Source organism: Amycolatopsis sp. NPDC059235 (assembly GCF_042754125.1).
GTDB classification, from domain to species: Bacteria; Actinomycetota; Actinomycetes; order Mycobacteriales; family Pseudonocardiaceae; genus Amycolatopsis; species Amycolatopsis albidoflava.
This window is the reverse complement of record NZ_JBHZAG010000032.1, coordinates 70,294-84,903: the sequence shown is the minus strand read 5'-3', so window position 1 is coordinate 84,903 and position 14,610 is coordinate 70,294. Positions and strand designations below refer to the sequence as shown.

Annotated in this window: 12 protein-coding genes; 2 read left to right on the top strand and 10 right to left on the bottom strand. The window is 70.5% G+C overall.

All coding sequences use genetic code 11. The features are described 5' to 3' along the window. On the top strand, window positions 1-241 hold a 241-nt coding region (locus ACFXI3_RS21920; protein WP_378401684.1), incomplete at its 5' end, for a hypothetical protein. A 7-nt stretch (window positions 242-248) separates the two neighbouring features. Here the strand turns inward: ACFXI3_RS21920 and ACFXI3_RS21915 are convergent. The 7 genes from ACFXI3_RS21915 to ACFXI3_RS21885 form a co-directional block, all read right to left on the bottom strand. Then, the gene (locus ACFXI3_RS21915; protein ID WP_378401682.1) at window positions 249-1,118 is read right to left on the bottom strand and encodes an NUDIX domain-containing protein; all 870 of its coding nucleotides are present in this window, start codon (window positions 1,116-1,118) and stop codon (window positions 249-251) included. Between the two features lie 323 nt (window positions 1,119-1,441). Next, window positions 1,442-2,368 (bottom strand): ROK family protein, encoded by a 927-nt coding sequence (locus tag ACFXI3_RS21910; protein ID WP_354745587.1) that lies wholly within the window; start codon window positions 2,366-2,368, stop codon window positions 1,442-1,444. A gap of 15 nt (window positions 2,369-2,383) precedes the next feature. After that, window positions 2,384-2,776, bottom strand: coding sequence for a hypothetical protein (locus tag ACFXI3_RS21905; RefSeq protein WP_344268539.1), 393 nt, complete (start codon window positions 2,774-2,776; stop codon window positions 2,384-2,386). 71 nt (window positions 2,777-2,847) lie between these two features. After that, window positions 2,848-4,005, bottom strand: coding sequence for an ArsA family ATPase (locus ACFXI3_RS21900; protein WP_378401680.1), 1,158 nt, complete (start codon window positions 4,003-4,005; stop codon window positions 2,848-2,850). Beyond that, a complete protein-coding gene (locus ACFXI3_RS21895; RefSeq protein WP_037809841.1) occupies window positions 4,006-4,443 on the bottom strand; it encodes an SRPBCC family protein in 438 nt (145 codons plus the stop codon). 27 nt (window positions 4,444-4,470) lie between these two features. Beyond that, window positions 4,471-5,265: a metallophosphoesterase gene (locus tag ACFXI3_RS21890; protein ID WP_354745462.1), complete on the bottom strand. Its 795-nt coding sequence runs from the start codon at window positions 5,263-5,265 to the stop codon at window positions 4,471-4,473. Window positions 5,266-5,274: 9 nt separating this feature from the next. After that, window positions 5,275-5,685, bottom strand: coding sequence for a polyketide cyclase / dehydrase and lipid transport (locus tag ACFXI3_RS21885; protein ID WP_344267853.1), 411 nt, complete (start codon window positions 5,683-5,685; stop codon window positions 5,275-5,277). Window positions 5,686-5,797: 112 nt separating this feature from the next. Here ACFXI3_RS21885 and ACFXI3_RS21880 point away from each other — a divergent pair, with 112 nt between their 5' ends. Beyond that, window positions 5,798-7,594: an AMP-dependent synthetase/ligase gene (locus tag ACFXI3_RS21880; RefSeq protein ID WP_378401678.1), complete on the top strand. Its 1,797-nt coding sequence runs from the start codon at window positions 5,798-5,800 to the stop codon at window positions 7,592-7,594. Window positions 7,595-7,653: 59 nt separating this feature from the next. On the opposite strand, the gene ACFXI3_RS21875 is transcribed toward ACFXI3_RS21880, so the two are convergent. From ACFXI3_RS21875 to ACFXI3_RS21865, 3 genes are all read right to left on the bottom strand, one after another. Then, window positions 7,654-12,966, bottom strand: a complete 5,313-nt coding sequence (locus ACFXI3_RS21875; protein ID WP_378401676.1) for an RHS repeat-associated core domain-containing protein — start codon at window positions 12,964-12,966, stop codon at window positions 7,654-7,656. A gap of 105 nt (window positions 12,967-13,071) precedes the next feature. Next, a complete protein-coding gene (locus ACFXI3_RS21870; protein ID WP_378401674.1) occupies window positions 13,072-13,548 on the bottom strand; it encodes a YbjQ family protein in 477 nt (158 codons plus the stop codon). Further along, a complete protein-coding gene (locus ACFXI3_RS21865; protein WP_378401672.1) occupies window positions 13,545-14,480 on the bottom strand; it encodes an FAD-dependent oxidoreductase in 936 nt (311 codons plus the stop codon). Before ACFXI3_RS21865 ends, ACFXI3_RS21870 begins: the two co-directional genes overlap by 4 nt. Window positions 14,481-14,610 lie beyond the last annotated feature (130 nt).

Genomic DNA, 14,610 nt, shown 5'->3' with positions numbered 1-14,610 from the left:
GCGCACCCGCGCACCCGCGCACCCGCGCACCCGCGCACCCGCGCACCCGCGCACCCGCGCACCCGCGCACCCGCGCACCCGCGCACCCGCGCACCCGCGCACCGAGACTGCCTACCCCACCGCGCAACTCGCGATCACCGCCGCCCACGAAACCCACCCAGTAGCAGCGAAACCGCGACTGCCCAATCCCAGCAAGGAGATTCCCGGCCACCTACACCGCAACCGAGCGCCAAGACCGTGACGAGCGGCTAGCCGTCCAGCTCTCGCAGCAGGGTCCCCGGCCCTAGCACCCGCGCACCGAGATCGCTCACCCGGCCACGCAGCTCGCGATCAGCCGTCACCACCACGACGTGATCGTCCGGGCGTTGCCGAGCGGCGGCGGTCACCTCGACGATCTTCGAATCGCCGTCGGTCTCCGCCGCGACGACCTCGACGCCCGGGATCGGTTCCACTCCCCTGGCCTTGCCCTCGACCACCAGCACCACCCGGGGCCACCACGACCACGCCGGGCCAGCGCCGATGCCGACCACGTCGTCGCGCAGGCCGCGTTCAGCTGGGCCGGTCAGCTGGTCGCGGAGCCGCTCCGCGGCACCGCGGCGGTCGCGCCACCAGCCGTCCGGGCGGGAGCCCATCACGTTCGCCGCGTCGACCACCAGGACCAGTTCCCGGCCCAGTTGCTCGCGCAGCACCGGCCAGGCGGCGGCGAAATCGCGGTGAAGACCGAGCGCGGCCACCTCGTCCGGCGGGACCCAGCGCATCTCGGCGCTTTCCTCGTTGGCGACCTGCGCCTGCAACGCGCTGTCGGCCAGCCCGAGCACGGTCGTGTACTGCCATTCGCCGTGATCAAGCACCGACGCCGACATCGCACGAAACGCCGACGCGGGGATCGCGGCTTCTTCCCAGGCTTCCCGAGCAGCGGCCTCGTGCACCGTCTCGCCGACTTCGAGCGCGCCGCCGGGCAAAGCCCACGTGCCGCCGTTGTGCACCCACCACGCCCGCCGCTGCAACAACACGCCCCGGCGGGGATCGCACAACAACAACCCGGCCGCGCCGAACGCGCCCCAATGCCGCCTGCCGCAAGAACACCGCACAAAGCGGTTGGCGGTCATCGGCGTCACCCGTCCCAGCCTTCCACAGAACGTCGCGAGTGCCTATGCCGGTCAAAACCCGAAGACCGCTCCGACCACGTCGGCGGGCTGCGAACCTCGTGCTCGGCGAGCCCAGCGAGAACCGGAATCAGCACCCACCAGCCCGGCAACGCATCCATCGCCAAATCCCCGCGCCCCAGAGCCACAGAACTACAAACCCCGCGCGCGGCAAACCCCAACCACCACCGGAGTCAACACCCGCGAGCCCGACAACGCCTCCATCGCCAAGCCCCCGCGCCCGAGTGCCACAGAACCCCGCGCCCAGCAATCCCAGCCACCACCCCCGCAAAGCCCTACAACGTATCCATCGCCAACGCCGCCGCCCCCACGATTGCCGTGTCGTCGCCCAGATGCGCGGTCCGGATCCGGGCCAGCGGGCGGTGTCGCGCTCCGGTGATCGCGCCGGAGTAGTGCTCTCGGGCCTCGTCCAAAAACAGCGGCGCGGACTCCGAAACTCCGCCGCCGATCACGATGATCTCCGGGTCGAAGACGTCCGCCACCAAAGCGAGTCCCTCGCCCAGCCATTTCGCCAGCTCCGCCATCGCCCGCAAGGCGATCGGGTCGCCGTCGCGGGCCGCGCGGGCGACTCGGCGGCCGGTGACCGACCCGGGGTCTCCGGCGATTTCTCGCGACAGCACGGTGGAACGGCCTGGATACCGGGCCAGCAGCTCGACCGCGGTCGCGGCCAAAGCTGTGCCGCTGCAGTACCGCTCCCAGCAGCCGTACTTGCCGCACGGGCAGGCACGTCCGTCGCGCACCACGGTGAGGTGGCCGAGTTCCGGGGCCACTCCGTGTGCACCGCGGTAGATCTCGCCGTCCAGCAGCAGGCCCGCGCCGATTCCGGTGCCCAGCGCGACCAAAGCCGCTACCCCGGCCCCGCGCGCGGCGCCGAAGCGGTGTTCGGCGACTACCGCCGAGTTGACGTCGTGCTCCAGGGTCACCGACAGGCCGACCCGCTTCGCGATCCGGTCCGCCACGGGAGCGTTGCGCCAGGCGAGGTGCGGCGCGAACATCACCGAGCGCCGGTCGCGGGTCACGAAACCGGCCACCGCGAGGCCGACCGCGGCGACGTCGTGCCGGTTGCGCAGGCTTTCGACGACCCCGGCGATGGCGTCTTCGAGCGCGTTCTCCTCGCTCGGCGTCCCGACGCGCGCCGTGTCGAGCAGGGAACCGCGCTCGTCCACGACGCCGGCTCGCACGCTGGTGCCGCCGACGTCCACCCCTACGGTCAGCAATCAGTTCTCCCGCTCCGGCTGCCAGTCCGCGCGCTTGCGGACGACGATGTGCTGGACCCGCGACGACGACTCCGAAGACGACGCCGCCGCGGTAGCGGGCGGACGCGCGGCGGGCCGGAACCCGGGCATGTGCACGCCCTCGTCCGGCTCCCAGCGGTCCGCGAGCACCGCCCGCAGCAGCGCGACGAGCTGGGCAGCCTGTTCGAGGACCCTGGCCACGAACTCCGGCCGCTCGCCGCGCACGACGGCGACGATCGCACACAGCGGGCACCAACCGCATCCCGAAGTGCTGTCCTCCACACCGGACGCGCCCTCGGCGCCCGGTTCCTCCGGCGAGCCGTGCCCGGCGGCCAGCACGCCTTCCAGCCACGGCGCGGCGCGTTCGATCACCATCTCGACCAGCAGCCGGATCTCCTCGGCCAGCTTCAGGCCGTCGGCATAAGACCCTTCGTCGTGTTCTTCGCTCACCCGGATCCCCGGTTCCCGGCCAGGCTGACCACCAGGCCGTCGGCGTCGGATTCCGCGCCGGTGATCCGGCACGGGCGCAGCGTCTCGGGCAGTGCGACGAGCCGGCGGAACCCGTCCACGGTGATCGCCAGGTCGTCGTCCACGCGGGCGAGGTCGACCGCCGAATCCCGGTCCAGCGGAAGCGCGACCCGCAGCCGGAAGCCCTCTCCGTCGGGAGCGACCGACAACAACGGCGTGACCGGTTTTCCGTTGCTGGACAACGGATCCCGGCTGCCGTACAGCTCGCGGGCCAGCTCGGCTAGCGCGTCCGCGCCCACCGGTTCGCTCGCCCGGTGTTCGACGCGGGCCAGTTCGCCGGGGCCGAAACCGGCCGCCGCCAATTCCGCCAGCACCGCGTCCTGCTGATCCCGCCGGGTGCGCAGCCACTTCGCCGCCGAACCGCGCCAGAATCCCGGCGCGGGCATCAGCCGGTTGGCGATCAGGCCGTCGACCGCGATGCCGCGCAGCGCCAGGGAGGTCAGGGTGCGCCGGGCTTCGGCGACCACCACTCGTTCCGGCGTGAGCACCAGCCGCACGGTCGTCACGCGCGGGTCGGTGAGCAGTTCGCGCAGCGCGTCGAGGTGCGCGCCGAGCTGCCGGACCGACGCCGCGACGCGCCGGTTGCCGAAAACCCGGCCCAGGTAACCCGACACGGCTTCCGGCAGCGAAAGCAAGCGCAGCGTCTCAGCAGTCGGACCGCAGTCGACCACCACGGTGTCCCACGGACCCTGCGACGCCAGCCGTCGCACCTCGCTCAGCGCGAGCAGCTCGTCGACGCCGGGCAGCACGGTCAGCTCTTCCGCGTCCAGGACGTCCAGACCGGCTCCGGCCAGCACCTTCCGCAGCTCGCCGCGCAGCTCGTGCCAGGTGCGGTCGGCCAACGCCCGCGAGTCCACCTGCGCCGCCCACAGCCCGGCCGGCGTGCCGTCGCGGCGGAGGTCCACTTCGGAGGGTTCGGCGCCCAGCGGCGTGCCGAACGCGTCGCCGAGCGAATGCGCCGGGTCGGTGGACACGACGAGCGTCTTCCTGCCGCGGCCGGCGAGCGCGGCAGCGGTAGCCGCGGCGAGCGTCGTTTTCCCGACACCCCCCTTGCCGGTGAACAGCAGGATGCGCATTTAGCCCTCGGCCCTGCGCTTGAGCTCCTTGAGCGCGGTGTCCATGACCATTTTCTCCGCCTTGCGCCGCAGCAGCCCGATCATCGGCAGCGCCAGCTCGACCGACAGCGTGTAGGTGACGCGGGTGCGCCCGCCGCCGAGCGGCTCGAGCGCGTACCGGCCGTTCTGCGCCTTCTGCATCTGGCCCTTGACCAGGTGCCAGCTCACGCCGAGACCGGAATCGTCCCAGTCGTACTCGAGCGTGTACACGTCCTTGATCGGCCCGGCGTCGAGGGTGAGCTTCACCTGCTTCGCGCGGCCCGCGTCGTCGGTCGCGAGCACCTCGGTCTCGCGGACCGCCTTGGCCCACTCCGGGTACGCGGGGAAATCGGAGATCACCGACATCACCCGCGCGGGCTCGGCGTCGACCTCGATGGACTGCGTGGACTGCTCGGCCATGGGACGAAGCGTAGCCGGACAGCACAGTCACCAGCGCAGCACGTACGGCTGCCCGGTCTCCTTGAAGTGACCTACGTTACGGCATTCGGTGTGCCCGACCCGGCGCCGCACGGCCAGCGGCTGGTGCACGTGCCCGAATACCGACCAGCGCGGACGCTGCCGCCGGATCAAGTCCAGCAGCGCCTTCGAACCGAGTTCGGCGCGTCGCGCGACCACGTCGTAGGTCAATTCGGGCACCGCGGGCGGGATATGCGTGCAGAGGACGTCGACCTGGTCCAGCAGCGAGACCGCCGCGTCGAACTCCTCGCGCGCCCGCAAGTACGGCCGCCACGCCGCGCCCTTGCGCGGACGCGGGAGCACGCCGTCCGGCAGCACCGCGCCGCCCGCGAAGCCGAACCGCAGCCCGCCGATGGTGACGACCTCGCCGTCGACCAGGTGCACACCTTCGCCGGCGAACTCCGGCCAGGCCGACGGCGCGTCGACGTTGCCGGGAATCGCGTACGTCGGCGCGGTCATCGAGGCGAACATCGTGGAGTACTGCTCCCGGACCGCTTCGTCGACCGCGGCGGCCGGGTCGTCCAGCGTGGCCCACAGCGTGCGCGAGTAGGCGACCGTCTCGTCCCTGGTGCCTTCGCGGCGCAGGCGGGCGAACTCGCCGACCTTCTCCGCGCCGAACAGCACGCCCATGATGCCTTTGTCGTGGTCGTGGTAGTCGACGAAGTCGAGCAGGTCGCCGAGCACGACCAGCGCGTCCGCCCCGTCCCCCGCCCGCTTCAGCGCGTCGGCGTTGCCGTGCACGTCCGAAACGACGTGAACCCGCACAAGAGCCTCCTACTCGACGGTCCGGGGCGGAACCCCCGGCTCGCGCCCGTCCTCGAGGATCTCCTTCAGGCTCAGCGCCACGTCCTTCGCCGCGCGCGCCCGCCGGTCGAACTCGCGGCGCAGTTCGCGCGGGCCGAGCTCGCGCGGGACGCCGCCGGGACCGGCCGGCGTGGCCCGGAGGAAGTAGTGCAGCACGGTGCCGTCGAGAACAGGTTCCAGCCAGACCTCCATGGTACCGATCAAGGCGCCCGTGACGGTCCAGCGCAGGCCCTTGTCCCCCCGGTCGGTGTAGACCCGCAACTCCAGGTCGGGCCAGTACCGCCGCCACGAACGCGGGTCGGCGAAGGCCGCCGCGACCGTCGAAGGGGGCACCACGAGGAAGGTCTCGTCGACAAGATCGAGAGCTGGCGGTTCGTGCACCCGGACACGATGTCACGACCTCGCCGCGCGCCCCGTGCCAGCATGGTCTTAAGGTCTACGGCACGCTAAGTTGACTGGCGGGTAACCGCACGCGTCGAACACGGAGGTCCGAGTGCGCGAATACAGCGCCCCCGCCGGGAAGCCGGTGACCGACGACGAGAATCTGGCCGATGTCGTCTGGGCGAACGCGGAGCGGTTCTCCGACGTGGTCAGCTTCCGGAGGCAGGTCGAGGGCACCTGGCTCGACGTCACCGCGAAGGACTTCGCCGACCAGGTCGCGGCCGTGGCCAAGGGCTTGATCGCGGCGGGCGTCGGGCACGGCGACCGCGTCGCGCTGATGTCGAAGACCCGCTACGAGTGGACGCTGGTCGACTTCGCGATCTGGGCCGCGGGCGCGGTCACGGTCCCGATCTACGAAACCTCGTCGCCCGAACAGGTGTACTGGATCCTGTCCGACTCGGCCGCCAAAGCCGTCGTCGTGGAGACCGGCGCGCACCGGAAGGCGATCGACGAGATCAGCGGGCGGCTCAGCACGCTCGAGCACACCTGGCAGATCGAGGCCGACTCCCCCGCGATCGACGAGCTGACCGCGCTGGGCGCCGAGGTCTCCGACGAGGACCTGCACACCCGCCGTCGCAGCGTCACCGCGAACGAGACGGCCACCATCGTCTACACGTCGGGCACCACCGGGCGGCCCAAGGGCGTCGAGCTGACCCACCGGAACCTGCTCGCAGAAATCCGCGCGGACATCGAGGCTTTCCCGGAGCTGATGGAGCAGGGAAACTCGCTTCTGTGCTTCCTGCCGCTGGCGCACATTCTCGCCCGCGCGATCGCCGTCACCGCGCTCACCGCCCGGGTCACGCTCGGCCACACGCCGGACGTGAAGAACCTGGTCCCGGACCTCGGCACCTTCCGGCCGACGTTCGTGGTCGCCGTGCCGCGCGTGTTCGAGAAGGTCTACAACACCGCCAAGCAGAAGGCCCACGCCGACGGCAAGGGCAAGATCTTCGACGCCGCCGAGGCCACCGCGGTCGCGTACAGCGAGGCACAGGAAAAGGGCGGCGCCGGGCTCGGCCTGCGCGCGAAGCACCTGGTGTTCGACAAGCTCGTGTACGGCAAGCTCCGCGCCGCGCTGGGCGGCCGCTGCATCGCCGCGGTGTCCGGCGGGGCCCCGCTGGGCGCGCGGCTGGCGCACTTCTTCCGCGGCATCGGCGTGCCGGTGTTCGAGGGCTACGGCCTCACCGAAACGTCCGCCGCGGCGAACGTGAACACCAGCGCGGCGTTCCGCGTCGGCACCGTCGGGCGTCCGGTCGCGGGCACCTCGGTGCGCATCGCGGAGGACGGCGAGGTCCTGCTCAAGGGCGACGTCGTGTTCGGCCGGTACTACAACAACCCGGAGGCGAGCGCGGAAGCCCTCACCGACGGCTGGTTCCACACCGGCGACCTCGGCGAACTGGACGCGGAAGGCTTCCTCAAGATCACCGGCCGCAAGAAGGAGATCATCGTGACGGCGGGCGGCAAGAACGTCGCGCCGTCCGGTCTCGAGGACACCATCAAGGCCGCTCCGCTGGTGAGCCAGGTGATGGTGGTCGGCGACCAGCGCCCGTTCATCGCCGCGCTGGTGACTGTTGACGAGGAGTACTTCCCGGCGTGGAAGTCCCAGCACGGCAAGCCTGCCGAGGCGACGGTGTCCGAGCTAGCTGAGGACGCGGACCTGCGCGCGGAGATCCAAGCAGCGGTCGACGAAGCGAACAAGCAGGTGTCGCACGCGGAGTCGATCAAGAAGTTCACCGTGCTGGCGAACGACTTCACCGAGGCGGGCGGCGAGATCACGCCCAGTTTGAAGCTGAAGCGCAACGTGGTGAACAAGAACTACGCCTCCGACATCGAGGCGCTGTACCGGAAGTAGCCCTGGTCCCGCGAAAACGGGCCCGCACCGATTTCCGGTGCGGGCCCGTTTTCCGTTCGTCACTCCGCTTCTTGCTTCGCCTCGAGTTCTGCTCGCTCGGCGTCTTTGCGCCGCGAGGAGAAGTACTCGTCGGCGAAGTTCTTCTTGATCTGGTCGGCTTTGTCCGCGTACCGCGGGTCTTCCAGCGTTTCTTTCAGCTCGTTGAACACCTTCTTGGAATTCGCCTGCTGCTCTGGAGGCAGGTGGTCCAGGTCTTTTTCGACGTCGTTCCAGGTGCGAGTGTTTTCGCGCAGGTGGTCGCCCGGCACGCGGTCGTGCGTGTAGTCGTGCCGGGGATCCTTGTTCAGCAGGTTCTCGTTCTTCAGCACGTTGTCGTATTCGAGAATCGTGTTCTGGGTGTTGCCGCCGTGATTGCCGTGGAGCTTGTCCTGCTTCAGGTGGCCCATCTCGTGCCCGAGCACCTCGGCCGGGTTCCTGGCGTCGGGCCCGTGGTGGATCTTGGGGTCGAGGAAGAGGATCTCGCTCTGGTGGTTGTAGGACCCGCTGCCCTGCAGGTCGATCATGTCTCCGACCCGGCCGTTGGTGAGCCCCTTCTTCTCCAGATCCTCCCGGGAAATGCCCATCAGGTCGTGGAAGGGCTTCTCCCGGTCCCCGGGCGACAGGTTCAGCTGCTGGTCCTGGCGCAGCGCGCTCGCCTTGTCGGTGAGTTTGAGATCGCTGTCCTTGTCCACCGAGACGATCTTGGGTTTGTCCAGCCGTTCCAGGTTTTCCAGGTACTTCGGGTTGTCGATGCCGTGGTCCTTCTTCAGCCGGTCCTTCAGCGCGTCGACCTCTTTCAGGTGCGCCGGGTCCTTGACGTCCTTGAGATTGTCGACGCCGAACTTCTGCTTCAGGTCCTTCAGGTCCTTCATCCCGGGCGCGTCGTCGAAGCCCATCTTCTCCTTGACCTGGTCGACCTTTCCGCCCAGTTTTTCCTTGGCGGACAGGTCTTCCCAGTTCTTGGTGTCGGGCAGCTCCTTCCGCTTCGGCGGACCGCCGGGCGGACGGCTGCCGGCCGGCGGACGGCTGCCGCCTGGGGGCCGCACCGGGGGCGGGCCGGGAGGAGGCGGCGGGCCGGGAGGCGGAGGAGCTGCCGGAGGTCCGCCGGGAACTTTGCCCGGCGGCGGCGGAGGAGGAGGCGGCGGTGGCGGAGGTGCCGACGAGGCCGTGGTCGTCTCCGGAGTCGGTTCCCTCGGCGGAGGTGTCGGCTCGCGCGGCGGCGGGGTGGGTTCGCGGGGCGGCGCCGAGGACGGGTTGGTGTCCTGCACGTGCCCGGCGTTGTTCCCGCCGCCCGGGGTTTCGGCCGGGCGCGCGTCGTCGTTCGGGCCGGACTTCTGCCTGCCCAGGCAGTTGCCCAGGCCTAGCGGGTCGGCGTCGGCGAGCGGGTTCGGCACGTAGGAGGCCGGGTTCGGGGCCGGGCCGAGGCCGAGCGGGTCCTGGCTCAGGTAGCGCCCGGTACCGGGGTCGTAGTAGCGGAAAACGTTGTAGTGCAAGCCAGTCTCGTCGTCCGCGTACTGGCCGGGGAACCGCAACGGCGTGGCGCCCGGGCGGGTGCGGCCCCACAGCGAACCGGACGCGCGCCAGGCGACGGTGCCGTAGGCGTCCACCAGGCCGACCGGCGTGCCGACCGGGTCGGTGACGAACGAGAAGAACCGGGCACTGCGGCCCAGCAACTCGGTCTGCGTCACCGGGCGCACGGTGCCGGGCAGGTGGTCCCACGTCAGCGTGAGCGGGGCGGACCCGGCCAGCCGGTGTTCCTGTTCGACCAGGAGCTGGCCGCTCCACGAGAACCGGGTTTCCTCGGCCGGAGCCTCCGCGCCGGGCAGCCAGCGTTGTTTGGCGATGCGGCGGCCCAGCGGGTCGTACCGGTAACGCCATTCCACGCCGTCCGGGGTTTCCACGGCCAGCAACCGATCCTGCGCGTCCCAGCGGTAGGTCCAGGTGCGCGAGTTCTCGTGGCGGGCGACGAGGCGTCCCTGTCCATCGTGGACATACCGCACCGAACCGGCCGCGGTGAGCCGGTTTCCGGTGTAGCCGCGAGAACCGGAGTCCGCTTCGGCGAACGGCAGCTGCGCGTGCCGGATGTTGCCGGACGGGTCGTAGTGGTAGCTCTCCTGGCCGTCTCGCCGGGCCACCGACGTGACGCGGCCGGCGGCGTCGAGCTGGTATCGCGTGGAGCCGGACAGGGTGTCGTCGACGCTGAGCAGGTGGCCGTCCGGGCGGTAGTGGTACTCGCGCCGCTGCCGGATCTGGCTCCCCGCGGCCAAAGTTTGCGCGACCAGCTGGTGCTCCACGTCGAAAGCCTGTGCCAGCACAGTGTTTCCGCCAAGGACGCGTTCGACCTCGTGGCCTGCTTCGTCGTGACGGAAAAGCACTTCGTGCCCGGCGGTCGACAGCGCGACTGCCTTCCCCTCGTCGTCGAAGGTCCACTCGCTCACCGAGCCAGACGGTGTGGTGCGGCGTATTCCGGACGGCTCGTGGGTGTACGAAACCGCGCGGCCGTCGACCGATTCCCGGACCACGCGGCCGTCCTCGTCGCGCTCGATCTCCAGCACGCAGGAACCCTCGGTGGCACGCGCGAGGAAGCCGACGGGGTCGTACTCGTAGCGGATGGTGCCGCTGTCCGTGCGACGCTCGATCACGTTGCCGAGCGCGTCATAGCGGTACTCAGTGACCGCGCCCAGCCCGTCGACCGACTGCACGAGCTGGCCCGCCGCGTCGTAGGCGAACTGCCGCTCACGGCCGTCGAAGTCGCTTTCCGCGACGAGCCTGCCGTCGGCGTCGTAGGTGTAGTTCCAGGTCAGGCCCGCCGGGTCGGTGATCCGGACGAGCCGCAGTTCGGTGTCGTACTCGTACGAGGTGCGGGCACCGGTGGCGTCGGTCTTCGCGACCGGCAGGTCGAAGGGGCCGTATTCGAAGCGGGCGTCCGTGCGTTCCACCAGGTTTCCCTCGGCGTCGTAACGCCATTCCTCGTGCCGCCCGGACGGGCCGGTCCGGCTGGCCTGGCTCCCGTCGACCGTCCAGCCGAACCGGGTGCCGTCGGCCACCACGCGCGGGCGGCCGAACTGGTCGCGCTCCACCGGGTCCGGCTCGGACCGCGGCGGCTCTCCCCCGGTCAACTGGCGATCCTGGGCGAACTCAGTCGCGGCTATCCCGGCCTGCGCGGTGAACAAATCCGGTGCGGTGCCCGGCGGATAGACCCGCCGCCAGGTGCGTTCGGCGGTCTCGACGGTGACGGTCAGCGTGCCGTCCGGCACCGAGCTGACCTGCGCGCGGCTGCCGTCCGGGCGGACGACCGCGGTGAGCAGGCCCTCGGCGGTGTACTCGAACCCGGTGGTGCGGCCGAGCGGATCAGTGCGCGACAGCAGCCGATCGTAACGGTCCCATGTGGACACTGTGGTCGCGCCGAGCGGGCTGACGTCCTTGGTCGGCTGCGAGGCCTCGTTGAAGTGGAACTCCGTGACGTGGCCCAAAGCGTTGGTGTAGCGGGTGAGCCGCTGCTCGCGGTCGTAGGCGAACTCGCCGTCGTACACGCCCCGGTCGCCGACCGTGCGGACGCAGCGGCCGTCGGCGTCGTAGATGTAGCGGTACCAGATGCCGTTGCGGTCCTGCCAGCCGGTGATCCGGCCGTCGGCGTCGTAGTCGTATTGCGTGGCCAAGCCCGAGGAATTGAAGACCCGGACCAGCCGGCCGAGGTCGTCGTAGCCGAAGGTGCGGACCAGCACCGGTTCCTGGCCCTCGCCGAGCACGCGGATCGCGGTGACACGGCCCGCTTCGGCGTCGAGTGCCACGCGGTAGCCCGCGGAGTGGCGGATCAGCCGGGGAGCGCCGCTTTCGCCGTACTCGACGTCCATCCGGTCGCCCGCGGCGTCGGTCGCGCTCAGCAGCGGGAAGACGCCGCCGCGACTGGGTCCGAAGCGTAATTCCGTGCCGTTGACCGGATCCGCGAGCAGGTACCCGCCGTCGCCAGTCGCGGTGAGCGGGCGGCGCGGGCCTTCCAGCGGCAGCACCGGCTCGGCGCTGCGTGGGTACACCAGGATCCGGCCGTCCGCCGCGTAGAACCGGACGGCTTCGGAGTCGGCTTCGAGCCGCTGGTCCACCGTCGACGTCCAGCTCGGGCCGAACCAGCGGCCGGACCGGTAGGACGAGACGTGCAGCCGTTCGAGCACGAGCGGGCTCGGCAGTTCGAGGTCGACGTCCTTGATGAGGACGGAGCCCCGCACGACGTCGACCGGGTCTCCCGCGGTCTTGCACTCGTCCGCGCCGCCCCGGGTGTCGGCGGCTTTCGGGTCGTCCTTCGGCGGGGTCTTGCCGGACTCGCCCTGGTTGCCGCCCCGGTCCGGCGACGCCGGTTCCTCGCCCCTCGGCTGCTCGGAGTGGTTGCCCTGCGGTTTGGTTTCGTCCTTCGGCGGCGGCGGGGAATGGTCGCCTTGCGGTTTGACCTCGTCCTTGGGCGGCCCGGAGTGATCGCCGGAAGCGGTGGTCGAATCCCCGCCCTTTTCGTTCTCCGGCTTGGGTTTCGGCTCCGCTTTCGGCTTCGTCTCGATGTTCTTCGGCGCACCCGACGGCTCGGGCTTGCCGCCCTTGATGCCCTTCAACGCCTTCGCCGCGTCCTCGAACAGGACGCCCGCCTTCTTCAGCAGCGGCATCAGCGCCTTGAGCGCGGCGACCAGCTGCTTGGTGATCTTGGCCAGCTGCGCGGCGGTCTTGGCGACGGCGCCGACCACCTGCGGCAGCACCCACGCCATCCCGATCCCGGCGGTGAACAGCACCTGCAGCGCCCAGCTGATCAGGTGCCCGACGAGCTGCGCGATGATGTCGCGCACCAGCATGCGCACCGCCGCGACGACCTCGCCGGCGGTCTTCACCCCGGACGCCGCGCCCTCGGTGCCCTTCTGCGCCGCACCGAGCAGGTTCGCGACGTCCTTGGTCCGCTCGCGGTAGGAATCGGCCGCTTCGCCGGTCCAGCTCTGCAGGTCCTTCTCGACGCAGGCGGTCAGGTCCTTGCCGATGCTCTCGAGTTCTTTGGCGACGTTCTGCCACGTCTCGGCCTGCGCCTTGATCTCGTCGGCCTTGCCGGTCAGCGCCTCCAGCGCCTGCTTCAGCGGCCCGACGTGCTCGATCAGCCACCCGACGCCCGCCGCCAGGATCGACCCGAACGGGTCCATCGCGGTCGACAGCACGTCCAGCGCGACCCCGACCGCCCCCATCGCGATCGACGCCCAGTCGCCGGATTCGATGCCGGACTTCACCATCTCGCCCGATTCGAGCAGGGTGATGCCCGAATACGCCTTGGTCGAGTCCTTCGTCTCCGCGATCAACGGGTTGCTCACACCGAGAACGCTATCCGGGACGGCGAGGGCCTTTTCCGGCCTCGCACGCTAGTTGCCCGTGCATCCACGAAGAGCTGGACGCACGGGCAAGCCTGTCGTGGGGGCTCAGGCCTGCGGCGGCTGAGCCTGGTACTGCTGCTGCGGCGCCTGCGCGTACTGCTGCTGCGGGGCGGCCTGCTGCTGTTGCGGAGCCTGCTGCTGTTGCGGAGCCTGCTGCTGGGCGCCGTCCGGGACCACGTACACGGCGGTGCCGTAGGCGGCGATTTCGCTGGCGGTACCGGCGATCTCGTTGCAGTCGAAGCGCAGCGCGAGCACGGCGTTGGCCCCGTGCTGCATGGCTTCCTGGCACAGCCGGAAGAGGGCTTCGTGGCGCGAGTCGGACAGCAGCTTCGTGAGCCCCTTGAGCTCGCCGCCTCCCATCGCCTTGAACCCGGACCCGATGTTGGAGAACATGTTGCGGCTGCGGACGGTGAGCCCGAAGACCTCGCCGAACACGCGGACCACGCGATACCCGGGCAGATCGTTCATCGTGGACAGCAGGATCGGGAACTGCGGCGTTTGCGGTGGCGCGGCTTGAGTCATGCGCGGATCGTATCGTCGGCGACGCGCTCACGCTGTGATTCGCGCACTCCAGTCCAGATGATGCCGGTATGCCCACCCTCGCTCCGCCCCGACGTCGTTGCCCGCGCTCGCGGCCACGAGTTTCTCCACCCGGGCGCGGCGCAGCCGGTCGTAGGCCGCGAACGCGGCGGGCGCGTCCGGGAGATCGCGCAGGCATTGGCCGAGCACCACCGCGTCTTCCAGCGCCATCGACGCTCCCTGCCCGGCCGCGGCCACGATCGCGGCGCATGGCAGCGGGTCGTCGGCGAAGGCGGTGTGAGCGAACTCGCGCCGTCCGGTGCGGTGGTGTAGCCGAACGCGGCTCGGCTGCCGCGGAACATCCGGTAGATGCCGGGGGCGGCGGGAAGTCCTTCGGCGCGGGTGTAGCCGTAGACGACGGTCAAGCCGGTGAAGCGCGGCGGCTCGGCCTGCGGGTCGATCAGAGTGCGCACGACGGAATGCAGTCCGTCCGCGCCGACGAGCACATCGCCGGACTCGGTGGTGCCGTCTTGGAACGTCGCGGTGACGCCGTCGGTGGCGGAGACCAGGCGCTTGCCGTGCACGATCTCGACGCCGCGGCGTTCCGCTTCCTGTTGCAGCGCACGGTAAAGCGCGGCACGGGTGAGGGTGCGCGGGCCGTCGAGTTCGCGGTCGAACTCGTGCGCGCCGAGCGTGGTTCCGTCCGGACCGACGACTTCCATGCCGGTCGAGGGGAAGGACGCCTCGATCACCGGGGAGTCGGCGTCGATCGCTCGCAACGCGTTCATGCCGTTGTGCATCACCACGAGGAACGCGCCCGCGTCCGCTCCCCCGCTGGCGTGCCCCTCGAACACGACCGGCTCGTGCCCGGCCAGCTGCAGCGCCATCGCCGCGACCGTGCCCGCGACTCCGCCGCCTGCGATCAAAACCCGCATCGCGCCCCCCTGGATACGACCGTGGGGGCCCCCCCCCCGGGGGGGGGGGGGCGGGGCCCCCGCGGGGGGCGCGGGGGGGGGGGGGGGGTTGTAAAAAAAAACGACCCCCCCCCCCCACAAGAAGGAGGGT